Annotated in this window: 19 protein-coding genes; 10 read left to right on the plus strand and 9 right to left on the minus strand. The window is 42.0% G+C overall.

Annotation, left to right across the window (positions count from 1 at the left end; translation table 11 throughout):
* The first annotated feature begins 165 nt into the window (after positions 1-165).
* Positions 166-1,440: a hemolysin family protein gene (locus tag IPZ60_RS00770; RefSeq protein ID WP_194195991.1), complete on the plus strand. Its 1,275-nt coding sequence runs from the start codon at positions 166-168 to the stop codon at positions 1,438-1,440.
* A gap of 123 nt (positions 1,441-1,563) precedes the next feature.
* Here the strand turns inward: IPZ60_RS00770 and IPZ60_RS00775 are convergent, their stop codons facing one another.
* Positions 1,564-2,280, minus strand: a complete 717-nt coding sequence (locus tag IPZ60_RS00775) for a YggS family pyridoxal phosphate-dependent enzyme (protein WP_194195992.1) — start codon at positions 2,278-2,280, stop codon at positions 1,564-1,566.
* Between the two features lie 477 nt (positions 2,281-2,757).
* On the opposite strand from IPZ60_RS00775, the gene IPZ60_RS00780 reads away from it, so the two are divergent.
* Positions 2,758-3,813: a type IV pilus twitching motility protein PilT gene (locus IPZ60_RS00780; protein WP_110921823.1), complete on the plus strand. Its 1,056-nt coding sequence runs from the start codon at positions 2,758-2,760 to the stop codon at positions 3,811-3,813.
* Between the two features lie 87 nt (positions 3,814-3,900).
* On the plus strand, positions 3,901-5,022 hold the full coding sequence (locus IPZ60_RS00785; RefSeq protein WP_194195993.1) for a PilT/PilU family type 4a pilus ATPase: 1,122 nt from the start codon (positions 3,901-3,903) through the stop codon (positions 5,020-5,022).
* A gap of 171 nt (positions 5,023-5,193) precedes the next feature.
* Here the strand turns inward: IPZ60_RS00785 and fur are convergent, their stop codons facing one another.
* Positions 5,194-5,628 carry a ferric iron uptake transcriptional regulator gene (fur, locus tag IPZ60_RS00790; RefSeq protein WP_110921825.1) on the minus strand — a complete coding sequence of 145 codons (435 nt, stop codon included), beginning with the start codon at positions 5,626-5,628 and terminating at the stop codon, positions 5,194-5,196.
* A 326-nt stretch (positions 5,629-5,954) separates the two neighbouring features.
* Here fur and IPZ60_RS00795 point away from each other — a divergent pair, with 326 nt between their 5' ends.
* Positions 5,955-6,374 (plus strand): outer membrane protein assembly factor BamE, encoded by a 420-nt coding sequence (locus tag IPZ60_RS00795; protein WP_194195994.1) that lies wholly within the window; start codon positions 5,955-5,957, stop codon positions 6,372-6,374.
* A 19-nt stretch (positions 6,375-6,393) separates the two neighbouring features.
* Here the strand turns inward: IPZ60_RS00795 and IPZ60_RS00800 are convergent, their stop codons facing one another.
* From IPZ60_RS00800 to IPZ60_RS00815, 4 genes are all read right to left on the minus strand, one after another.
* Entirely contained in the window at positions 6,394-6,777 is a 384-nt protein-coding gene (locus tag IPZ60_RS00800) for an RnfH family protein (protein ID WP_320108701.1), read from the minus strand.
* A complete protein-coding gene (locus tag IPZ60_RS00805) occupies positions 6,765-7,907 on the minus strand; it encodes a hypothetical protein (protein ID WP_194195995.1) in 1,143 nt (380 codons plus the stop codon). The genes IPZ60_RS00800 and IPZ60_RS00805 overlap by 13 nt, the downstream gene beginning before the upstream one ends.
* A 330-nt stretch (positions 7,908-8,237) precedes the next feature.
* On the minus strand, positions 8,238-8,906 hold the full coding sequence (locus IPZ60_RS00810; protein WP_194195996.1) for a cytochrome c: 669 nt from the start codon (positions 8,904-8,906) through the stop codon (positions 8,238-8,240).
* Between the two features lie 321 nt (positions 8,907-9,227).
* Positions 9,228-9,563 carry a cytochrome c5 family protein gene (locus IPZ60_RS00815; protein WP_194195997.1) on the minus strand — a complete coding sequence of 112 codons (336 nt, stop codon included), beginning with the start codon at positions 9,561-9,563 and terminating at the stop codon, positions 9,228-9,230.
* Positions 9,564-9,959: 396 nt separating this feature from the next.
* Between IPZ60_RS00815 and yihA the strand changes: the two genes are divergently transcribed.
* Positions 9,960-10,730 (plus strand): ribosome biogenesis GTP-binding protein YihA/YsxC, encoded by a 771-nt coding sequence (yihA, locus tag IPZ60_RS00820; RefSeq protein ID WP_194195998.1) that lies wholly within the window; start codon positions 9,960-9,962, stop codon positions 10,728-10,730.
* Positions 10,731-10,847: 117 nt separating this feature from the next.
* Here the strand turns inward: yihA and IPZ60_RS00825 are convergent, their stop codons facing one another.
* Positions 10,848-11,561 carry an HAD-IA family hydrolase gene (locus IPZ60_RS00825; protein WP_194195999.1) on the minus strand — a complete coding sequence of 238 codons (714 nt, stop codon included), beginning with the start codon at positions 11,559-11,561 and terminating at the stop codon, positions 10,848-10,850.
* A gap of 132 nt (positions 11,562-11,693) precedes the next feature.
* Positions 11,694-12,704, minus strand: a complete 1,011-nt coding sequence (locus IPZ60_RS00830; protein WP_194196000.1) for an RluA family pseudouridine synthase — start codon at positions 12,702-12,704, stop codon at positions 11,694-11,696.
* Positions 12,705-13,862: 1,158 nt separating this feature from the next.
* On the opposite strand from IPZ60_RS00830, the gene IPZ60_RS00835 reads away from it, so the two are divergent.
* Entirely contained in the window at positions 13,863-18,122 is a 4,260-nt protein-coding gene (locus IPZ60_RS00835) for an Rne/Rng family ribonuclease (RefSeq protein WP_194196001.1), read from the plus strand.
* Between the two features lie 84 nt (positions 18,123-18,206).
* Here the strand turns inward: IPZ60_RS00835 and IPZ60_RS00840 are convergent, their stop codons facing one another.
* Positions 18,207-19,142 (minus strand): DUF808 domain-containing protein, encoded by a 936-nt coding sequence (locus IPZ60_RS00840; RefSeq protein WP_194196002.1) that lies wholly within the window; start codon positions 19,140-19,142, stop codon positions 18,207-18,209.
* A 671-nt stretch (positions 19,143-19,813) separates the two neighbouring features.
* Here IPZ60_RS00840 and IPZ60_RS00845 point away from each other — a divergent pair.
* From IPZ60_RS00845 to IPZ60_RS00860, 4 genes are all read left to right on the plus strand, one after another.
* Positions 19,814-20,668: a DsbC family protein gene (locus IPZ60_RS00845; protein WP_194196003.1), complete on the plus strand. Its 855-nt coding sequence runs from the start codon at positions 19,814-19,816 to the stop codon at positions 20,666-20,668.
* A 362-nt stretch (positions 20,669-21,030) separates the two neighbouring features.
* Complete coding sequence (locus IPZ60_RS00850) at positions 21,031-22,389, plus strand: homoserine dehydrogenase (RefSeq protein ID WP_194196004.1); 1,359 nt, start codon at positions 21,031-21,033, stop codon at positions 22,387-22,389.
* Positions 22,390-22,496: 107 nt separating this feature from the next.
* Complete coding sequence (locus IPZ60_RS00855) at positions 22,497-23,678, plus strand: acetyl-CoA C-acyltransferase (RefSeq protein ID WP_194196005.1); 1,182 nt, start codon at positions 22,497-22,499, stop codon at positions 23,676-23,678.
* Between the two features lie 595 nt (positions 23,679-24,273).
* Positions 24,274-25,122 carry a DUF2382 domain-containing protein gene (locus IPZ60_RS00860; protein ID WP_194196006.1) on the plus strand — a complete coding sequence of 283 codons (849 nt, stop codon included), beginning with the start codon at positions 24,274-24,276 and terminating at the stop codon, positions 25,120-25,122.
* Positions 25,123-25,243 lie beyond the last annotated feature (121 nt).

Raw genomic sequence — 25,243 nt, forward strand, 5'->3', positions numbered from 1 at the left:
AAAAACTGAATTGATTAATGATTAGCTGGGTGCTTGCCCAGCTTTTTTAGGTTCTATAAGTTGAGTTTCTATAAACCATTACTTCCTTTCGATATTTATCACTTCTTTTTTAACATCAATTACCACTTTTATTATTAACCCCTATCCTTTTTTACCGAGTATGTCATGAGTTTGCTAACTGCTAGTGTCTTTCTTATTCTATTACTGGCTCTAAGTGCCTTTGTCTCTGCTGCCGAGATTGCTATCGCAGCGGGTCGCAAAATTAAGCTGCAAATCATGGCAAAAGAAGGGGATGTCCGTGCCTTGGATGTCCTTAAAATGCAGGACAATCCTGGTAGCTTTATCACTGTCGTACAGGTGGTTTTGAACGCTGTTGCTATTTTGGCTGGGGCGGTGGGTGAATCAGCCATCAGTCCTTACTTATTAATGTTATTCAATAATGAGGCAGTTGCTTCAGTCATAGCCTTTGTCTTAATCACCAGTTTGTTTTCTCTATTGGCTGATTTGATGCCCAGACGTTTTGCGATGTCAAACACTGAAACTATTGCGGTGCGACTCGTACGACCCATGATGTTATTGATTTTCATCTTCAAACCCGTTATTTGGATATTCGATGGCGCAGCCAACCTCCTCTTTGAAGTGCTAGGTGTCTCAACCACACGTCAGGATGACATGACACCAGAAGATATTTACGCGGTCATGGATGCAGGTGCTGAAGCTGGTGTACTTAAGAAACAAGAACATCATTTGATAGAGAACATCTTTGATATGCAAGAACGTACGGTGACTTCAGTGATGAACCCGCGCGAAAATATCGTTTATTTTGATACCAAGACAAGTACTGAAAAAGTGGTCGAGGTGATGATTGATCAACCCCACAATAAATTCTTGGTTTGTCATGACGATGATTTAGAACATATTGTGGGATATGTAGAATCACGCAGTTTCCTCGCGTTAGTGCTTAACCGACAAGAAGTTAGCTTAACGAGCAAAGAGCTACTGATGCCTGCCCTCTTTGTGCCCGATACTCTATCTTTATTTGAAGTGTTAGAGATGTTCAAATCTACTGGTGCTGACTTTGCCGTAATCGTTAATGAGTATGGATTAGTCGTAGGTGTCATCACGCTCAAGGATGTGATGAGCATCGTCATGGGTGAGCTCGTAACGCTAGAAGAGCAGCCTATTGTGCAGCGGACGGATAACTCGTGGTTAATCGATGGAATGACGCCTATTGAGGACGTGGTTCGTGCGCTAGATATTGTTAATCTGCCCCGCAGTCAAAACTATGAGACACTCAGTGGTTTTATGATGTATATGCTACGCAAAATTCCAAAGAAAACGGACACTGTCGAGTATGCCAATTATAGGTTTGAGATTATCGCGACCGACAATCTCAAAATCACTCAAATGCTCGTGACCAAAATCGATGAGATTGTTTAATAAATAGCACCTGATAAATAGCACCTAATGAATTTAGGATAGTGTCATCAGTCAAAGCATTTTTATTTTCGTCATATGATTGATGACATACCCTACCTACTATCTAGCGTGGGTAAATTAAGATTAAGCTCGTGCACCAAATATGGCAGTGCCAACGCGCACCATCGTCGAACCATTGGCTATGGCTTCCGTCATATCGCCACTCATACCCATACTCAGTGTATCCCAGCCATTTAGCTCTGGATGCTTTTCTTTAATCTCTTCAAATAACTGCTTGGTACGAGCAAATGCATCGGTATCTGACTTCGCAGGAATGATCATCAAACCACGTAACTGTAGACGCTCATATGCCTTAATAGTGTTTACCAATTCAGGTAGCTGTTCTGGTAAGCAGCCTGATTTACTCTCTTCATGATCGATATTTAATTGAATCAGTATATTAAGTGGTGGCAGTTCAGTTGGACGTTGATCATTTAAACGCTTGGCAATAATGTCGCGCTCAACCGTTTGCACCCAATCAAAACATTCAGCAATATCGCGAGTCTTGTTACGCTGGATACTACCAATATAATGCCAAACAATTCCCTTACCTTCAGGTTTTGATTTCAACACATTAATTTTTTCTAGGGCTTCTTGTAGATAGTTTTCACCAAAATGACGTTGTCCTTTTTGGGCCAAAGCAGAAACCATATCGGCTGACTTGGTTTTGGAAACAGCTAACAATATAACGCTATCAGATTGTCTTCTAGCATTATCACATGCTTGTTGTAGCTGCTGACTGACTTGTTGCCAGTTCTCAATAAGGTTTGAATTATCCATATTATTCTCAGTTTTATTCATGTACCACTCGCAAGGGTAATTTGATCCGTTTTTAAATCCATGATTTTTAATTCTTGTACCAATATCTATTATTGGTCATGGTGGCATTTTTTACAGTCATAATTTCATATCTAGTCCAAATCCATATAAACCCGCTGTATTTTTATCCTCGCTAACTATACTAATGTATAACTTGCACTCGGTTTCCTTGTATCGAAATTATTTGAATTCAACTATAAATGAATTCAAATCTATAAACTACGGGGGTAAATGGATAATTTACAGTTTCTTAGCGTAGTAGATGGTTAAATGTCATCAGTCTTGTTATTATATTGTTACATGGTTTAACATATGCTACTGAATATAATAGTAATGGTAAAAGCACTAAATTATGTTTTATTCGTATAGTGAACCTAAGATAGGTCTTTTGTCGATTATCAACCACACCCCTTTATGCTCGTTTGTTCTACCCTTATTGATTGATAGGAATACCTGATTATGGCTGAAAAAAACAACTTAAGCATCGAAGATTTGCTGCGCTTTACCGTCAAGCATAAAGCATCGGATTTACATATTTCAGCCGGTATGCCTGCCATGATTCGTGTCGATGGTGAAATGACACGTATCAATATGCCAGACATGACTCACCAAGTCGTACATCAGCTCATTTATGACATTATGAATGATAAGCAACGTGCAGACTTTGAGGAATTCTTTGAGACGGATTTCTCTTTTGAGATTCCTAATCTAGCACGCTTTCGGGTAAATGCCTTTAATCAAAATCGCGGTGCTGGCGCTGTCTTTCGTACCATTCCTTCCAAGGTTCTAACCATGGAAGATCTAGGTATGGGCGAAGTATTCAAGCGCATATCAGACTTAAAGCGTGGTGTGGTACTGGTCACTGGTCCAACAGGTTCTGGTAAATCAACAACACTAGCGGCCATGATTGATTATATCAATGAAAGCCGTAAAGAGCATATCTTAACCATCGAAGACCCTATCGAATTTGTCCACGAATCTAAAAAGAGTCTGATCAACCAACGTGAGGTTCACCGTGATACTTTAGGCTTCGAGCCTGCTCTACGCTCTGCATTACGTGAAGATCCGGATATTATTCTGGTTGGTGAGCTACGTGACCTTGAGACCATTCGCTTGGCATTGACTGCGGCAGAAACCGGTCACTTAGTATTTGGTACTCTGCACACCAGCTCGGCGGCAAAAACGATTGACCGCGTTATCGATGTATTTCCTGCAGCAGAAAAGGACATGATTCGTGCCATGTTATCAGAATCACTCCAAGCCGTGATATCGCAAACTCTGCTACGCCGTCAGGCAGGTGGACGTGTTGCAGCACATGAAATCATGCTAGGTACTCCTGCCATTCGTAACTTAATACGTGAAAATAAAATCGCTCAAATGTATTCTGCTATCCAAACAGGTGCAGGTGATGGAATGATTACGCTAGATCAGACACTTAAAAATCTAGTGTCAAAAGGTACAATCAGTAAAGACGTTGCCCGTCCTTATGCTAAACAGCCTGATGCATTTTTGTAGCATTATTTTCATTATTTACCATTAGCGATCTTTCAATCATGATTTCAGACATTTTCTTAATCGAGTTACATCGAATGCAGGTACGATATGGACATTGATAAACTATTACAGTTAATGATCAATAAAAATGGCTCTGACCTTTTTATTACCGCTGATGTAGCACCTTCCATGAAAGTAAATGGGAAAATTCTGCCTGTCGGTAAAACGCCCTTAAACTCAGAGCAAACCATGCGATTGGTAAAAGGTGTCATGACACCCAGTCAGATAAAAGAGTTTGAAGAAACCAACGAGTGTCAGTTTGCTATTGCCGATGAAGCACAACAAGCCCGTTTTCGTGTCAGTGCCTTTATACAGCGTGATATGGCAGGAATGATTTTACGAAAAATCGAAAATAAAATTCCAACCGTCGAAGAGCTACGTTTACCACCAGCGCTAAAAGAGCTGGCAATGAAAAAACGCGGTATCATCTTACTTGTGGGCGCAACGGGTACTGGTAAATCCACCACGCTTGCCTCCATGATAGGACATCGTAATCAACACTCTCACGGCCATATTATCACCATCGAAGACCCTATTGAGTTTGTCCATCAACATCGTGGATGTATCATTACTCAGCGCGAAGTCGGTATAGATACTCACTCGTTTGAAGCAGGTCTAAAAAATACCTTGCGCCAAGCGCCTGATGTTATCTTGATTGGTGAAATTCGTAACCGTGAAGTCATGAGCTACGCCATCCAATATGCAGAAACGGGTCATTTGGTTTTTGCAACCTTGCACGCTAACAATGCCAACCAGGCTATTGACCGTATTATTCACTTCTTTGAAGCAAATCGCCACAACCAACTATTCATGGATTTGTCACTTAACTTGCAAGCAATCATCGCGCAGCAACTCATACCAACACCTGATGGTAAGGGACGCCGCGCTGCTATTGAGATTCTATTGAACTCACAGCTCATCAGTGACTATATCCGTAAAGGCGAAGTTCATGAGATTAAAGATGTCATGAAACGCTCACGTGATAGCGGCATGCAGACTTTTGATCAGGCACTTTTTGACTTATATGAGCAAGGAGAAATCACGTATAAAGAAGCCATTCTCCATGCTGACTCGCCTAACGACTTACGCCTTCAAATTAAGCTGAATAGCAAAAATGGTACAGGTAATCTAGATGAAGGTGCGGACAGTTTGTCTTTGAATATCACCTAAATGCTATTAGTTAGTTACTTGAGGTGGCAACGTTGTCTTTGCTAGATCATATGCACTATTTACCACAAAAAAGCCCTCATTACTAATAATGAGGGCTTTTTGCTATTTCAAAGATCTTTATAAGCTCTGAGAAACGATTGGTTTTTGGGAGTGATGAAAAATCAAAGATGGTTATTTGATACTATCCTGACATTCCTGTTCATCGCAGATACCATATAGCACCAATGAATGACCTGACAGCTTGAAGCCATGTTTTTCTGCAACCTTTAGCTGCTCTTCCTCGATTACCTCATTGTGGAACTCTACAATCTTTCCACAAACATCACAAACCAAATGATCGTGATGGCCTTCTTGGGTAATTTCGAACACTGACAAATTGTTTTCAAAGTTGTGACGTTCAACGATGCCTGCTTGCTCGAATTGCGTGAGCACTCGATAAACAGTCGCTAGGCCAACATCTTCGCCTTGCTCAATCAACGCTTTATAAACCTCTTCTGCACTCATATGATGCAGTGCTGCACTTTCCAGCAGCTCTAAAATCTTGATACGAGGTAACGTCACCTTTAATCCGGCTTTACGTAAATCTTGATTGGTAAAAGAAGCCATAATATCCCTTCTGACTGTGACAGTCTTAGCAAATAAAGAACCAAAAATATGAGATAAATAATCATTATCGATTATTTTTTATAATATATGAAGCATTTTAAGAACAGTAAACTTACTTATTCTGAGTGAATTATTAGTCTATTATTTTTCAATAAATGTTTATGCAAGTATATGAATTTAAAATATAAATGATAACACTACTCAGGTAGTGTTTGGTAAATAATGTCGTAAGTGGTAGGAAATTGCAAGTAAATGACGTATCATTTGTCCAAGATTGTCGGTCAGACTAACACCAACCAGCTTTGGCCGCGCCTAATTCATTTCTTGTGAGTCATCTTACCATGATAAAGACATTAACTTTTCGTCCGTTGAGCCGTACAAGCACATTACGCAAGATTGTCATCACCAGTATGCTTAGCGCTACTGTCGCTATGTCTGGCTGCTCACTATTGAGTGTTTATAAGATTGATTTGCCACAAGGCACTGCTATTACTCAGGCGCAAGCGCAAAATCTACAAGTAGGCATGAATCAAAACCAAGTACTTTATATTCTTGGTAGCCCAGCCATTAGAGACACTCTAGAACCTAAGCGTTGGGATTATATTTATGACTATAAAGCAGGGACAGAAGGCAGCCGCAAAGGTATTGCTGATGTCAAAAATGCTAGCCAACACTTAGTTATTTATTTTGATGATAATGGTTTGGTCAGTCGTATCGAAGGTATAGAAAGCCTTCCAGCTTCGTAATAGTGACAGGCTTAAATGCTTAACCACGAGATTTACTTTTGCGCTGAGACATAGGATCAGCGCTTAAGCTTCGATAGACTTCAATACGGTCAAAAGGCTGTAAGCGATAGCTAAGCGGTTGCTTTTGTGCATAGATACCTACATGCCAACGTTTAGCAGCCGGCGTAACAATATCAGCAACCTCATCACACCACCTTGCTAAATCTGGAAACTGTACCAACCAGCCTGCTTGCTGTAGCGCAGCATACAAACTGGTATCACAGTTGACTTGTAACGCTAAGTAATGCTGACGCTTTTCATCTTCAGCATATACCAAATATACAGTCATTAACTTGGTCTGTTCTGACGGCAGCACGTCGCTATTATCAATACCGTTATCTTGATCAGCTGTTAGCTTATCCACTGCATCACCCAACCTATCAATGCTAATAGCAGTGCGAGTGGCACAACCAAACGTATCGCTATCCGCCATAAGTTATACAGTGCTTCATTACCAAAGTTCAATGACTTACGCAAATGGCTGATTTTCATCTGCCACCCTGCAAAGATCGATAACAGCAATACTGCCACGCTACTAATAATGACTAAAATACCGACCAACCACGTGGTTGGAATAGATACTACTAACACGAGTGCTAGCACCAACGTCAATCCCAAACTGACCAGTAGCCCAAACTTATGTGCCAACTGTTGCGTACTATAATGTAGCAGATAACTCGCGACGAACAGCACCCCTGCCCAATATAACAGCTGTCCAATTGGTGGTAATGACACGCCGCTAATTAATAGTGCAACCACACCAACGATTAACTGCAATATCCAAATCGGTAGTACCAATTTGGTTGCACGATACTCAGCTGTCACTCGACTGCGAGCAGGCGTTTGCGCATTATAATTGTCTGTGTCTACTGCGGTTGCCGTCTGTTTGGTTATTAGATTTTGACCGAACCAGTACAAGCCTGTCCCTGCACCCACACTCACCAGTGCTAAGGCTACTGCACGTGCCCATTCATTTAAGCTAATATCAGTCATCGCAAAGTCGATATTAGGTAGACCATTGGCCACACCTAGTACCAAACCGACAACCATCAACCCCAGTCCAATCGCTAAAGGAGCAACGCCAACTAAACTCAACAATAGAGCGATGACCATCAAGCCCGCAGCAACTGCAAAGCTTGGCACATCAGGTGCACTATTCAGGTCAGTCAATGCACCTAATATGCCAGAGCTTGCACCAGATACGATCAATGCTGCGATGATGATAGACACCAATGCTGCCAACCAGCCAAAACTACGCCAGATTGGACTGGCATCTGCTTCACGAGTCAGCTTTTGCATCCCTGCTAATGGTGCCTCAACACTACGATAGGCCAACGCTATTTCAGCATAAATGACTGGCAATGATACCAGTACCATTGCTAGTAACCAAAGTAGCCAGAAATCAATCTCGCCAATAGATGCAGGTGCAAACCAACGAAACAAGAGTAACGGTAGCAGGGCTGCGATAAAGTAAGAGGCATAACGGATCATCATAATCTAAATCCAAACGAGCTAATATCATTCACAAAAATTAGAGTAGCAAGAAAAATGAGTGCAAGCGCTATACAGTACAGGCTAAATGACTTTGACACGGCTAATCATACTTTTTGAGTTTGATGTAAAGTGAATAACGATAATTTATAATTATACGGTACAAGGAAGAGCACCTGTATATATACTGCCCCTATAATATAAGGGATGAATAGTTATAAAAAAACCCCGAAATCGGGGTTTAATAATAAAACAATGACGGCTATACGGTCTAGAGATCAGTAGCGGCACTTACGAAGCATCTACTACGTACTCGTAAAAAGTATTAATAAATTAGTGAACAGCACTGACGTAGTCTGACAAGATACGAATATCATGATCTGATAGTTTCGACGCAACTGTCTGCATCATACCCATCTCGCCTTCTTTCGCTGCATCGTTGACTCGCTTTTGGTCATCACTGTCGATATCATCGACACGACCAGCGGCACGGAAGAGTTTTAGCTGAGTAGATATGTATTCTGCGTGCTGACCGCCTAGCTTTGGAAATGCTGCCCAAGTATTACCAGCAGCATCTGGTCCATGACAACCCGCACAGCCGATAACGCCGCGTGATTTGTCACCACCTAAGAATAACTTAGAGGCTGCTTGATTGGTTGCAGGATTACCAAAGCCAACACCCCAAGGTGCTTGGCTAGCATAGTAACCGGCCACATTGGCCAAGTCTTGCTGCGATAAGTTTGCAACTTGCGATTGCATGATGCCATTCTTGCGGTAACCCGCTTTAAAATTGACCAGCTGTTTATAAAGATATTTGACGTTTTGGCCACCTAAGTTAGGCTGCGCAGGGACAACACTAACACCAGTAGCACCATGACAGGCAGCACATACGGTTTCTGCGATTTGCTTACCAGCATTGACGTCGTGTTCAGGAACAATAATAGCAGCTTGTACGCTGAAACTTGCAACGCATAAGCTGGCAGCAGCGATTAACTTTTTCATTGATACAAATCCTACTAACTCGGTGTAAGTATTATTGAGAATGAGTGTACTAATAAGATACCTGATACAAACTGCCTTATAATTAGCGAGGCAAGTATATGATTTAAGGTCTTGGCCACAAACAATCTGAAAGTACTTACTAACATCAGGGTTTATTTTCGATTATTATAGCAAGACTTTGTAGCATTTGCCTACTTAATCGTCACATCAGTCAGTTTTTCTAACAAAGCACGCTAAGATACTCACAAAAAATAAAAAGCGCATAAAGGTCGTAAAACCCAGCGCTTTGTTTGGTATGACTTTGTCTTATTCCCGCATCTATTACTTGCTCATATACTCAATAAGCTTACGATAGTCATCATCGCTACAGGCATCACAAAGACCACCAGCAGGCATTTGAATCATACCGCTTTTGACTGAATTGATCAGCGTTGGCATACTTTTTTGCTTTATAAGTTGCTGCCATTTCGCACTATCACCTTTTTTAATCGCATTTAGCGCCCCACTATCGTGACAGGCTGCACATGAGTTATTATAGGTCGTGGCGGTATCAGCAGAGTTTGCGTTAGTCATAACGACGGTGCTTAGTACTAATGTCGAAACACTAGCTACTAAAACACGGCGAGCTTGGCTAAAAAGCGTGGTGATTGAAATCATATAACACCCCTTTTGCTATCTTATTCGTTTAATCACTCTTCCTATTAAACGTCTTCCATTTATTGTATCTTATTGAATATTGTAACAATATATGTCATCTAAATATAGATAAATCGAGTTTCACTTTGGTAATGCATTTGGTATAGCGATAACTTGTAACCATGACTTTAATGTTATGTTGCTATTTATATGATGCTAATCGCAGTTATTTCAATAAGTAAGACCACTAATAGTATAGAATGGTCAGTAATTTGAAACGACTGCTTTTACAACCTATAGACACTGAAAATTGCAACGCACAGCGTTGCTCAGTCTTTTGTCGAATGCACCGCTTTCACAACCCGCTAAATCAAATTTTATAACCGTATCCAATTTTTTAAGATTAATGAGCCATTTATGAATACCCCGTTTACAGATGTCGCCGCCGAACATGCGGTGTTCAACACCAAATCCCGTCAGAAGATTCAACAAACTGAATTTATGATGTCAGCACCTACTTTTCGTCTTTGCCCACCTGACATGGGGTTAGAAGTTGCTTTTGCCGGACGTTCAAACGCGGGCAAATCATCGGCTATCAATGCCTTGACCAATCAGCGCCAATTGGCACGTTCGTCTAAGACACCTGGACGTACGCAGATGATTAACTTTTTTAGTATCGGTGATGCCGATAGACGCCTAGTTGATTTACCTGGTTATGGCTATGCAGCGGTGCCGCTTGAGATGAAAAAAGAGTGGCAGGTTGAGCTAGAAGAGTACTTGGTATCACGCTCAAGCCTTGCCGGTTTGGTACTGATGACTGATATTCGTCATCCATTAAAATTCTTTGACGAGCAAATGCTACGTTGGGCAAATGATGGCGAGCTGCCGGTTCATATCTTGTTGACCAAAGCAGATAAACTGAAATATGGCGCGTCCAAGAATGCTCTACTGAATACGCGTAAAAGGCTAAAGGAGCTGGGACTGAATTGCACCATTCAGCTATTTTCAGCTTTGAGAAAAGAAGGCCTTGATGAGTTGGCGGGAATAATGGGCAACTGGTATGAGTACCAGCTTGATGCAGACAAAATTATTGAGTCCTCTTTTGCATTATTAGAAGGCGAAGAGCTAGAAGACGCTATTGAAAAAGACAATGCTGAAAAAGAAGGTGCTGAAAACGAGAGCAAATAGTTATCATAGTTTTCCGTAAAAAAAGGGTTTATCGTTATTATCGATAAACCCTTTTTTATTATCACAGAAATTATGTTATCGCTACGTTATCAAATAACTAAACCACTGAAACTGACATTATCCACATAAGATTTTGGCCAGTGCTTCTGGTGTATCTACCTGATAAGTAGGGTGCTGCGCGGCGAGCTCAGCACTAGATGCTGTACCATAATCCACCGCTATGCTAGTCATGCCTAGCTGAGTTGCCATTTGAATATCGTAGATACTGTCCCCGATAAATACGGCATTAGCGATTTGCTGCTGTGTATATTCTAAAATATCGATAAGCATCTGCGGATCAGGTTTTGAGCCTGCTTCATCGGCACAGCGCGTCACCACAAAGTAATGATGACTCTCTGAAGCATCTAACACACGATCTAAGCCTTTTCTCTTTTTACCGGTAGCAACCGCTAGTTTTTTACCTTGCGCTTGTAGTATCTGTAGCATACTTTCTATAGGAGCAAAAAGCGGCGTACTGTGACTGTTTGCAATATAATAATCTGCATAGCTTTGTTGAATAGCTAGCTTCTGCGACTCACTTGCTTGCGGATACAAAATCTCAATGCCATTCATTAAGCTAAGGCCAATGATGTCCTGCACGGCTTTATCTGTCGTCTGAAAGCCATGCGCCTGCCCTGCCGCATGCATTGACTCAACGATTAAACCAATTGAGTCCATCAATGTACCATCCCAATCAAATATAATCAGCGTTTTATCTGCTAGCTGATGATTAGTTGATAACGAAGCATTTTCGTCAGAGACGATAATACTGGCTACAGATTGTTCACTCATGAATAGACCTTAGCGAATAGTGATAATAAAGTTTAGATACTAAAACGTCACGGCGGCTTATTAGAAAAAATAAGAGTTCGTGACGTTTAGGATGGATACTTAACAGGTAAAGCATTTATTGAGCTGTGCTACTTACTCAGGCAATGTAATCTGCTCTGGTAGCCAGTCTGCCATATCATCTGGTAGCGGTGCGGTAATAGTTTCATAACCTGGGATATCTAAACGCCATGCATGCAAGCACAGGCGATGAACACCTGATTTGTCATGTACGTTATATTTATCATCACCTAAAATAGCATGGCCAATATGAGCCAAATGCACACGAATTTGATGCGTGCGACCCGTTAATGGCTTGGCTTCGATCAAGCTCACTGGCTGATCAGCAATCATGAAACGACCATGAACGACAATATCTGTCTGGCTTTCTTTAGATTGTGGGTCTTGCTTATCTACTTTGACGCGGCGTTCACCACTAGCGACTGTATAGCGTAGTAATGACGCATCAATACGTTGCTCGTTTAGTGCTGGTTGGCCTTTTGCGATACACAAGTAATGCTTCTGGATTGTTTTGTCTACTAGATGCTGTTGCAATGCTTTTAGCGCTGAACGTTTTTTAGAAATCATCAACAGACCTGATGTATCTTTATCAATGCGATGTATCAGCTCTAGGTATTTTTTACCCGTCACTTCACGCATGGCTTCGATAACGCCAAAGTCCAAACCACTACCGCCATGAACGGCGATGCCAGAAGGCTTATTCAGCACTAGCATCCCTTCATCTTCATAAACCACACGTGCTAATAAACTCTTAGCAAACTCAGTGCTAATGATTGGTTTTTCGCGAGTAGCGAGTACCACTGGTGCGATACGTACCACGTCTTCACGTTGCACTCTATCATGTGCTTTACAGCGTTTGTTATTGACACGTATTTCATCAGAGCGAATCATTTTATAGATATGCGGTTTTGGCAAACCTTTTAAACGGTTCAACAAAAAATTATCCAAGCGTTGGTCGTGCTGATGGCGTGTTACTTCAAGATAATTAACCTTACCAAAGTTGCTGATTTCATCGTCAGCGCTTTGCGGGCGTGTTTTGCTATTAAAGATAGCAGGAGCTTCGGGGGTAGGTGCGTCTTCAGTCATTTTTGAGTTCGTCATTTTTAGTTAGGTATTTACACAAAGATTTGCTATAGTTTAGCATGTTGAGTGACAATTAAGCAGAGACTGCGGCAATAATCATTGTTGTTTCAGATAGCTGGCCACCATTTTTGCTACTTGCTAGCAACAAGGTATAAGCTATATACCCTGCCAAGATTGTACGTTTCATCTAATTTTAAGGTGTACTATCTGTTTAAAAATATCCATTACCGATATTTTTAGATATTAGCCCATAAATTGAAAGAACAGCACTGACTTTTATGCAGTGCCATAACATTAAATAGTGACACTAAATACCTTTGTGTTAATAAATTCAGCATTAATAAATTTGGCAAAATGCCTATTTATCAATCGCTAATAACACTACATTGACTCACAACCTGCATAACAATGACATTTTTTGATAGTCCTTTATGCGAGCGTAGCTGAGCAAGTATGGGTGATTTAGCATTAGGATCGAAAAGTATATCGATAGCTGCCTAAGTATTGGTGGTCAAACAGATGACGATAACAATGTAAATACAGCACCACGCCGATAGCCTGGTCATTTATTCTGTTTGCCAAGTACGCCCCGCTAATAACCAAAGCCGCGATGCCTAACCTTAAAACACCCAAGATATTATTGACGTTATACCAGAAAGAACGATAAATAAAGAATGACCAATTGCTTTACCTAGAGAGATAATTGCTGAATAACTATTTTATATAATAGTACTCATAACAGCGATATTATTGCTAGACTTTGATGGATTGACTGCAACAGCGATATATCTTTTCAATATTTTTAAGCCCGTAACTGACCGTCGACTGCTCTTACAAAGCGTGCTGACATCGCTACCAACAGAACTTACTGATAATGAAGATTTAATAGTATGCTAACGCATGAATATTTAAACCAAGCCTATCAATAATAAGATATGAATAAATAGCCTTACACCCTATACGATTTATATTTACGTTAGCACTGCTAACATGCTTTAGGTAAAAATAAGCCATTAAAAAAGCCCAAGTGCTTTATAAAATACATCATTTACGTTCTACCGTTGACTAACGTCTACCAATGCTAATAACACATTAGCCATACTTGCCATTACGCCCTAAAGCCCGTCTCGTCGTTGTTATGCGTACTCATAGGATACAAATATGAAACGCATTTTGATCAACGCTACTCAAAACGAAGAAATTCGTGTCGCCTTATGTAAAGGCAATCATCTGTACGATTTCGACTTAGAAAACCGTACCCGTGAACAAAAAAAATCTAACATCTATAAAGGTCATGTGACTCGTGTCGAGCCGTCTCTAGAAGCAGTGTTTGTCGAATATGGCTCACAGCGTCAAGGTTTTTTACCAATTCGTGAAATCTCTGCTGAATATCTAAGCGGTAACCCACGTGACGAAAATATCAAAAAACTGATCAAAGAAGGCGATGAATTAATCGTCCAAGTTGAAAAAGAAGAGCGTGGCAACAAAGGCGCTGCCCTATCGACCTATGTGTCATTAGCAGGTCGCTATCTGGTATTGATGCCAAACAACCCTCGCGGCGGTGGTATCTCACGTCAAATCTCAGGGAAACTTCGTGAAGACATGAAGCGTATGCTGAGTAATCTTGATTTGCCAAAAGGTATGAGTGTCATAATTCGCACTGCTGGTATTGGTAAAACTCAAGAAGACTTGCAACACGATTTGAACCACCTTCTCAATATCTGGCAGGCTATCCAAGAACAAAACCAAAAATATCCTTCGCCGCGCTTGGTTCACCAAGAAGCGGGCGTTGTCACACGTGCCGTTCGTGATTATCTACGTGATGACATCGCTGAAATTTGGATCGATAACGAAAACGCTTACATTGAAGCGGCAGGCTTTATCGATGCAGTAATGCCAAAACAAGCTGAAAAATTGCGTAAATATACCGATTATGAGCCGATGTTTTCGCGCTTCAACATCGAAAAACAAATCGAAACCGCCTATCAACGTGAAGTTCGTTTGCCTTCAGGTGGCTCAATCGTTATTGACCAAACGGAAGCATTGGTCTCTATCGATATCAACTCAGCAAAATCTACCAAAGGTTCAGATGTTGCTGAGACCGCTTACCACACTAACCTAGAAGCAGCCGATGAGATTGCTCGTCAGCTACGTTTGCGTGATATGGGTGGTTTGATTGTCATTGATTTCATTGACATGAATGACAACAAGCATCAAAAAGAAGTGGAAAAACGTCTGATTGATGCCACCAAATATGACCGTGCACGCGTTCAATTCGGTGATATTTCTAAATTTGGTCTCATGGAAATGAGCCGTCAGCGTCTACGTCCTTCACTAGAAGAATCAACTGGCTATATCTGCCCACGCTGCCATGGTAACGGTATGATTCGTGATTTGCGCTCATTGTCACTATCTATCATGCGTCAAATTGAGCAGATCGCTCTTAAAGAACGCCAAGGTGAAGTACAAGCAGAAGTCCCAACAGACATCGCAGCATTCTTATTAAATGAAAAACGCGACAGCTTGGTCTATCTTGAGCAAGACAGCGGCACTCGCATCACGATATTACCGCACGCGCATTTAGAATCACCAAACTTCAAACTGCACTTCAACCGTGATGGTTTTGCACCTTCGAGCTATGAGCGTATTACAGATACTGCCCAAGAACATAGCGATTTGGGCTATGAAGTTGACTGGCAAACGGCTGAAAAAGAGCGTCCAGAACAACAGCCTACTCGCCAGCCACGTCAAGCAGCAGACAATAAGTCTACTAATAATAAGCCAAACAATACCGTTGAGCATAGCAACGATCATCGCAACAATAAAAGTGCCACGAATGTTTCATCTGCACGTGCACCCCAAGCTAGCAAAAGCCAAAGTGTGGCAGCACCTGTCACTCCAGTAGCGGCTCAAGTACCAGCTCCTGCGCATGTTGAGACGGCTGCACAGCCACAAGCCGTAGCATGGTTGTCAAATCTATTTGCTCAAGCGCCACAAGCATCAACAACCCCTAGCGTGAGCAGTAGTGATGCAGCGGAAGCTATTGAAGCGCTTGTAAATACTGGTGCACAAAGCTTAGGCTCATTTGGACAAACTGATAACAGTGCTCTGACTACTGCAACTAACCCTAACCCTGCGCAAGCAAATCATCAGCACAGCAATCAGAAGAATGATGCGCAGCAGTCAAACAACGACACCAATCGTCAGCAAGATCGTCGTACCTCTGACAGCGACACCGATGAAAGTAACAATGAAGACAGAAGAAGACGTAAGCCACGCAAATCTAGATCTTCTAAGCCGCGTCAAAGGAAAGAGCAGGCAGATGAGACTAGCAATAATGTAAGCACCGATGCTGATAGCAACACGTCAGATAGTGCTACAAATAATGCTGATGACAAACAGTCGAGCAATCAGGACAAACGTCAACATGACAACAGACGTACGAATGATCGCAATCGCAACAATCGTCAAGATAGCAATAACCAAAACAGTAACCGCAATGCAAACGTGCGTAACGCTACTGATGACAAAGAAAGCGAAACATCAGAGGAGCAAGTTCGCACCAAACGTAAATCGCACACCCAGCGCGGCTCACGTGGCAAGCTAGAGCGCGGTGAAACACTAACGGCTGACAATGTTAAACAACATAATCAGCAAGCAGCGGCAAGTAATAACGGCGGTAGAAACCAAGCCAATACGCGCCGTAATCAGAACCCTAACGAAGTCGTGCTACAAGTCAACGAAGCACCTGCTGCGCTTAAGCCATCAGAAGTTGTGCATCTGTCGTTAGATGACAGTAAGTCAACACAGGCCAAACCTCAACCTGCTGAAAAGCAAAACTCAGCAAATGACGTTGCGAAAGATGAAGTAGCCAAAGCGCCTAATGCTCAACCGCAGACTAATAGCAGAAGCGCTGATAAAAAAGATGCTGATGTTAAAGTAACGGCTGAAAAAACGACGGATAATAATGCTGTAGAAGTCAGCGAAGCTAAAGTTGATAGCACTGCTAAAGACAATAGCCATGATATCCAAAGCAACGTTGCGAAAACTGATGCTAACACTGATGTTAAAAAACCTGTCGTAGATGAGCAGTCAGTATCCAAAAGTGATACAGACAGCGCATCTGACACTGTGAAGCCAGTAGTTGCCGAAGCAAATAGCACGCCAGTAGTAGATAAGTCTCAGGAAGCGAATACGCCTGATGAATCTGCTACTGATGAAGTTGCTATTGATGAAACTACTAAGAGCCGTAATGAGGGTGACAATGCTGAGAAAGCTCTAAGCGCTCAGACTACTAGCCCTAGCGTAGAGGCTAGTAATAGTAGTAGCAATGATAATGACAGCACCAAGAGCAACTCCGCACTTGAGCTGACACATGAAGCGTTGTTTGCGTCACGCTACGTGACTGCTGAAAAGTTTGGTCAAGCCAGTAACGATCCACGTGTTGTGCTTAGTCAACAGGCACAATCACCGGTGACGCCAGAGCCTCAAGTCAACGAGCAAGCAGTCGTAAGCGTGCCAGCTATTCGCGGTACAGTTGGTGAGTTTATTCGTGCAACTTTGCCAGAAGCACAGACTCGCTTAACTACAGATGGCGTGATCAACTGCTTTATCGAGACAGTTGCTTTGCATATGGCGCAAGTACCGAGCTCTGATAATAGTGCAACCGTAAGCGCTATCGATAGTAACGAGCTTGCAACTCAGAGCTTTAACTTTAGCAACTACGGCTATCAGCCATTAGCAGCCGACTATCTAGCACGCTTCGAAACGATGACCCAAGCGGTCAGTCAGTTTGCAGCCACGCAAGGTAAAACAGACGTTGAACCTCGCGCAATCGGCAAACGTGCTAGCAATGATCCACGTGGTCAGCACCCTGATTATCAGGAGCCAGCAGTGTTAAGTTTACCGACTGAACAAGCGGCTGATACTCATACCGAGCAAGCAGTCTCTGAAAAAGCGGAGAACGAAGTAGATGCTCATAATGTAGAGGCCAATGCGCTAGCCAGTCAGGCTCAAACGGATGACGTCAGTGCTGATAGCGAACAGCTGCTAGAGGCAGATCAAGCCTTATCAGAATCTACCAACCAGCCAGCTGCTGAAAACGTAGATTCCGAAGAGACTAGTGTCACAAGTGATGAAGCGACGGCTGACACTGCTATCGAACCAGCACCTGAAGCTAAAGTAGAAGAACCTAATAAAGAGGAACCTACTAAAGAAGAAATTCAGGCGGCAAAGTCAAAAACCACGATAGCCAGTTATAAAAACATGATCGAAAATGTGGCTGAGCAACTATTACCTCAGACAGGTATGTTCAACTTAACCACACCTAAAGTCCCAAAGGCTCGCACTCGTAAGCCTAAGACGGATCATAAGAAGCCAACGCAAGCAGAACAGCTGGATAGTGATAACTCAGACAGTTAATAGTCATTAGTTACTCTAAACGTAAAAAGCCCCGCATATTATATGCGGGGCTTTTTATTGCCTGCTAGCTAGAATCTATAAACTTTAATGAGCAGTAGACTCTTTACCACCGCGCACGTTATTGATGGCAGTGATGATAAATAAAACAATGGCACCAACTACGAATCCAAGAATGCCATGCAACAACATAGTGACCAAACCTTCTAGTACCCCTATCTGATGCACAATACCTTCTAAAAAATGCTCTAAAGGTGCAATACCATGGGCAATAATACCGCCACCCACTAAAAACATAGCTATCGTGCCAGCAATCGATAAAAACTTCATTAGCTTTGGCGCAGCAGACAACATAAACTGACCAAGCTTGCGAGTACCATCGCTAGCATCTGGCTTTTCAATCAGATGTAAACCGGCATCATCAATTTTTACAATACCAGCAACCAGACCGTAAATACCAATGGTCACAACAATAGCAACGATAGAAAGCACAATGCCTTTTTCTAAGATACCTGCTCCTGCTGCGGTTATGGCGCCTAAAGAAATAACTAAAATTTCGGCTGACAAAATAAAGTCGGTACGAATAGCGCCTTTGATTTTCTCTTTTTCAAACGCGACCATATCGACATTATCATCCGCATTTGCTGCACGTCGTGCTTCATGTACTTCATCATGTGGTAATAGCTTTGGCCAAAATTTATGAATAACCTTTTCAGCCCCTTCAAAACTCAGGTATAGACCACCTATCATGAGTAAAGGTGTGATTAACCAAGGAATGAAATAACTGATGAGTAGTGCAGCTGGTACTAAGATAAGCTTATTGACGAACGAGCCTTTGGCCACTGCCCAGATGACAGGCAATTCACGACTTGGTCTAACGCCAGTTACTTGCTCAGCGTTGAGTGCTAAATCATCTCCAACCAAACCGGCTGTTTTTTTAGCAGCTACCTTGGTCATGACAGCTACGTCATCCATCAATAGGCTCATGTCATCAAGTAAGAGTAATAAACTGGCGCCTGCCATGTGTGTTCCTTATTATGAATTTTGTGAAGTAAACAACTATAAGCATATTATTATATAGAGTCTGATAAAAACAATGTTAAATACTGCTACGGTTAATCTTATATAAGCCAGATACGGTATCAGGGTCGCTCAACCTACTATTTATGATGCTTGTACTCGCCTTCCTTGTATCTGAACTAGGGCGTGTCATCAATTAGATTGTGAGGCTTAAAATGAGAAAAATTGTAGATAAACAAGGAAGAAATTGCCGTTAATACGAACATATTGGCAAAATTACTGACGATGTTTAGCAAAATTTAGCCATTTTAAGGCCACTAAATATATTTATGTGCTAATTGATGACACGCCCTAACTTAAACCACCTATATTAATAGCCTAGCGATACAAGCATAGATATTAAATAGTACAAATGTATCTGATTTTTTGAGTCTGCCTTTATCAATAGCACTATAATCATAGTCGATATAGACCAATAGCCTGTGGCTGTTATTTACCATAAATATGTTAATATAGACAACATTACCACTTACCTTACATGACCAATGCTTCCCTAAATCTCCTTAATATTCAAAATCTTAAGGGGATTTTCATGCACTATCATATATGTAATTTCATCTTCTTCTTTCTCAAAAAAAATTTATGACTAGGCTCGATGCCGACAGGACACCCATATGCCACTTCCCTTTGTAAAAAACACCTTGGCCCGTAAGCGCTTTCCTCAAAGTAACTTGTCACGTTTTATGATGAGCGCATTGCTTGTTGTTGTGGCCGCAGGTTGTTCAAACAATGCAGCGGATGCAACCAGCAATACCAGTGTGGTCAATAATACAAAGACCAACGTCAGCGCTACTGAAACATCAACGGGTAACGATGCTACCGTGGTAGATGCGTTGCAAGCGAATTTGAAAGCGTCTGGTATTGAAGAGAAAATTATTTCAGCAGTACCAACTGATATGGACGGGATTTATTGGGTAACCGCAGAAGGGTTACCTCCTTTCTTTGCTGACAAAGTTGGTAAGCACATTATTCAAGGGCAAATCATCGCGGTAGGTCAAGGTGCTCCTGTCGATATTAGTGCTGCCTTGGTTGCTACTACAGCCCAAGAAGCACTGAAAGCAGTCGATAAAAAAGACATGGTTATTTATCCAGCAAAAGGCGCAACGAAGGCTATCATTTATGCCTTTACCGATGCCGACTGTGGTTATTGCCGTAAATTGCATTCAGAAATAGATGACATCAATGCACGCGGTGTCGAAGTGCGTTATTTAGCATGGCCACGCAGCCAAGAGTCCGTGCCAAAGATGGAAGCGATTTGGTGTAGTGAAGATCGTCACGCCGCCATGAATCAGGCAAAAATAGGTGCCAATATTCAAGCGCCTAGCTGTGTCAATCCTGTGCAAGAGCATATGGCGCTTGGTACCAAACTTGGTGTACGTGGTACTCCAGCTATCTTTACTGAAGCAGGACAACAAATTGGCGGCTATTTACCTGCAGCACAATTGGCTGAAGCAGCTGGCGCTAACTAAAATTTATCAGATGATTTAATGATTTGTGACACTTATCGTTGTTTCGAGATAATTCAGATATAGGCAAGGCGAGTGAAAGTACGACACATAGTAGATGGAACAAACCTAACCACATGTCTGACTTATCTAGAATAGACGGTATAACGATTGCGACATTGTATAGACGTCACAACTGCTTGTCGGTATGATACGATAAAGTGCTATGAAAAATCTGCAGCATACTTTTATTTGAGCATTTTTTATTCAACTATAATGGCGCCGTGATAATACGACTACTGTCAAAATCCGCTGAATACTATTCGCAAATTTGACTCGTAATGGCTTTATACTTGGTTCATTATATTTAACCTCTTGAGGATACTGTGAGCAATTCCATCAAACTAGCGATACTTGGTCTGGGCACCGTCGGAACGGGCGTGATCAATCTAATTAATGATAACTTAGATGAGCTAAAACGCCGTAGCGGACGCAATATTATTATTACCGAAGTGGGTACGCGCCGTCAGCGTGATGATATTGATCCCGATATTATTCAAAACAGTGACTTGATGGCAATTGCTGCGAGCGAAAATGTCGATATCGTGATCGAAGTGATCGGTGGTACGACCTTAGCCAAAGATGTCATCATGCACGCTATTAAAAATGGCAAGCATGTGGTTACTGCAAACAAAGCGCTGTTGGCTGAGCATGGCAATGAGATTTTTGCTTTTGCTGAAGCCAATAACGTCCATGTTGCTTATGAAGCAGCCGTGGCAGGTGGTATTCCAATCATCAAAGTGATGCGTGAAGCACTCGCTGCCAATAAAATTGATTGGCTTGCAGGTATCATCAACGGTACTGGCAACTTTATCATGACTGAAATGCGTGACAAAGGCCGCCCGTTTGCAGACGTACTGAACGAAGCGCAAGAGCTGGGTTATGCTGAAGCAGATCCAACTTTTGATGTTGAAGGGATTGATGCGGCGCACAAATTAGCCCTACTCTCCTCTATTGCTTTTGGTATTCCATTACAGTTTGATAAAGTCTACTGTGAAGGTATCACTGGCATTACTTTACAAGATGTGAACTATGCGGAAGAACTTGGCTACCGTATCAAGCATTTAGGATTTGCCGTACGCCGTGATGGCCAAGGTGACAATAATGCCGCTGGTATTGAGCTACGTGTACACCCAACACTTATTCCACAAGATGCGCTACTCGCCAACGTCAATGGCGTAAAAAATGCCGTATTGGTCAACTCTCACCCACTTGGGCAGACGCTCTATTGTGGTGATGGTGCTGGTGCTGGCGCGACGGCTTCTGCTGTCATGGCCGATGTCATGGATTTGGTTCGCGTATTGGGTAGTACAGACAATGACGACCAAAGTAGCAATAATCAAAATAACCATGGCCATCATGTACCGCATTTGGCCTTTATCCCTGAGCAGCTATCAGATACACCGATCTTGCGTGCCGAGCAGATGACCACTGGTTACTACTTGCGTGTGCATGCTAATGATAATCCAGGTGTACTCGCGGATATCACGCGCATTTTAAGTGATGCTGGTATCAATATTGATGCGATTTTGCAAAAGCCTGCGCATAAAGTGGGTCAAGTACCCGTGATTATCTTGACGCTACCTGTGGTCGAGAGTCAGATGAATCTAGCAATTGAAAAAATTGAAAAGCTAGATACTATTACTGATAAAGTAGTACGCATTCGCTTAGATGAGCTAGCGTAAGCAAGTCCAAAACCTGCTAGATTATCAGCGTTTGATCATTAGTAAATGTTTGATTTTACTCAACGTAAGATACTCTCATTTAAAATACGTAAAAAGGAATAATAAAAATGTCAAATGATGCAATTGTAATTCTAAACGGCGCACGTACACCAATGGGCGGCTTCCAAGGCGCGTTGCAAGACATGAGCGCAACTGATCTTGGCGCTGCCGCTATCAAAGCTGCGGTTGATCGCTCAGGTGTGAGTGTTGATAGTATTGATGAAGTTATCATGGGCTGTATCTTAACAGCAGGTTTGGGACAAGGTCCTGCACGTCAAGCCATGCGTAAAGCTGGTCTGTCTGATGCTACTGGTGCTGTCACTATTAATAAGCTATGCGGCTCAGGCCTAAAAGCAGTGATGCAGGCACATGACGGTATCAAAGCAGGCAGCTTCAATGTTGCCGTTGCTGGTGGCATGGAGTCTATGACCAATGCCCCTTACCTTATGCCAGGGTCGCGTGGCGGCTATCGTATGGGACACAAAGAAGTCAAAGATCATATGTTCTTAGATGGTCTAGAAGATGCTGAGACTGGTAAGCTCATGGGCAACTTTGCTCAAGAAATGGCAAATGAAAAAGGCTATACACGCGAGCAAATGGATGAATTTGCTATCGAATCGTTGAATCGTGCGCTAACCGCTATCAAAGATGGTCACTTCGCAAACGAGATCGAAGCCGTTACCTTTAAGACCCGCAAAGGTGAGCAAACCGTTGATACTGATGAGCAACCAGCACTTGCCAATGCTGATCGTATCCCAACCTTACGTCCTGCCTTTGCAAAAGACGGTACTATTACTGCCGCAAACGCCAGCTCAATATCTGATGGTGCTGCTGCCGTTGTCGTCATGAAAGAGTCTCAAGCAAAAGCTGAAGGTTTGGATTACCAAGCGCGTATCATTGCGACCGCTTCTAACTCTCGTCATCCTAGCGAATTCACAATTGCCCCAATCGGTGCGATTGAAAAAGTATTGGCTAGCGCTGGCTGGTTAGTGGCAGATGTCGATCTATGGGAAATCAACGAAGCCTTTGCAATGGTGACCATGGCTACTATGGACGAGCTAAAAATTGAACATGCTAAGGTCAACGTCGAAGGTGGTGCTTGTGCACTGGGTCATCCAGTAGGCTGCTCTGGCGCTCGTATCTTAGTCACGCTTATTAACTCTCTAAAGCGTACAGGCGGCAAAAAAGGCGTTGCTACGCTATGTATTGGTGGCGGTGAAGCCGTTGCTGTTGCAATAGAACTTGCCTAGTATTTAAAATTACCTGAAATTTGAGCATGTTAATGACTTAGCAGGTTCAAACTAGGGCGTGTCCTCATTTTAAAAATGGTGATAAAAATGAGATAAATTGCCGTCAAACGAGGAAAATAGTGCAGATAATATTGAGATATTGACCAACTATTTGACGATGTTTGGCAAAATTTAGCTATTTTTAGCCCATTTAGAGAACACTCGTTTGAATTGAGGACATGCCCTAGGTTGATAAATTTAAATTTTTACTAATTTTCTTAATATTCAAAAACCGCAGCGCTTATTACTCTGCGGTTTTTTTGTGTCTATCAATTCTCAACACGCATAGAACATTGCTCTCTGTAAAGTCACGTTAACTTATACCCCTAGCTATGTTATGCCACTTACAGCCTATTACACGCAATTACTTCAAGTGCACACTTTGCTACCTTGCTCATATATCTCATCAAAAATCATGATGTTAGGATTGTTTCAAGTCAACGTAGAAGCATTTCCTAATGACTTAGTACACGTTTTATTATAAAAATAACTTTTCAAAAATATGATATTTCTAAAATAACTATCAGTAATTAACTCATAAAAAAGGAATACAACAATGAGCCAGCTAATTCGTTTAAAAGACATCCAAGCAACTCACCATGATCTTATCGGTGACGACTATTATGACCCAACAGGCAAAACTGCCTATGGTGTCAATGAAGAAAAAATCGGTAAAATCGAAGGCGCCCTAGTAGAAGATACAACTGGTCGTATCCGTTATTTAATCGTCGATGCAGGCGGTTGGTTCAGCTCAAAAGAAGTGTTAGTACCAGCAGGTTTAGCACGTATCGTTGGAGATGATGTATTTTTCGATAGCTTAACGCAAGCACAAGTTGAAGCGATGGAAGTGTATGACCATGACTATCAATACAGCTATAAAGATCAGTATCAAAAAGATCGTCAGGCATTTGTCGCTGATACCGTTCCTGTTGCTGAACGTTTGGAAATCGAAGACCATGCTTATGATGCACCAAATACGTTAGAACTATTAGAAGAACGTTTAACTGTCAATAAAGACCGCATCGTTGCAGGTTTAGTCAAAGTCGGTAAGCATGTCGTGACTGAAGAACGCAATGTCGATGTTGAGCTAGAAGAAGAACACGCCAACATCCAACGTACCAATGTGGATCGTCCAACAGACCGCCGTATCGGTGAAGTAAATGGCAATGAGACCGTAGAAGTTGAGCTACAGGCTGAACGTGCTCGTGTCGGTAAAGAAACTTATGTCACTGAAGAAGTAAATGTTGGTAAAACGACTGAACGTCATACTGAAACCATCGTTGAAACCATTCAGCGTGAAGAGTTAGATGTTGACCGCGACGGTAATGTAGTCGACCGCGAAGGTAACATTATAGACCGTGATGGCATCACTGCAGAAGATGTACGCCGTGCTCGCGGTATGTAATATGCAAAGCCATTGTATCTTTGCTCGGCTCTGACCAAAAGTGTCTCCAAAGCAAAATACGATAGTAATAAGCAACTAAAGATATTTACTTAATAAATCAAGATCAGAGCATGTCTCTGGT

This window comes from Psychrobacter sp. NG25 (assembly GCF_015234355.1).
Lineage (GTDB): Bacteria > Pseudomonadota > Gammaproteobacteria > Pseudomonadales > Moraxellaceae > Psychrobacter.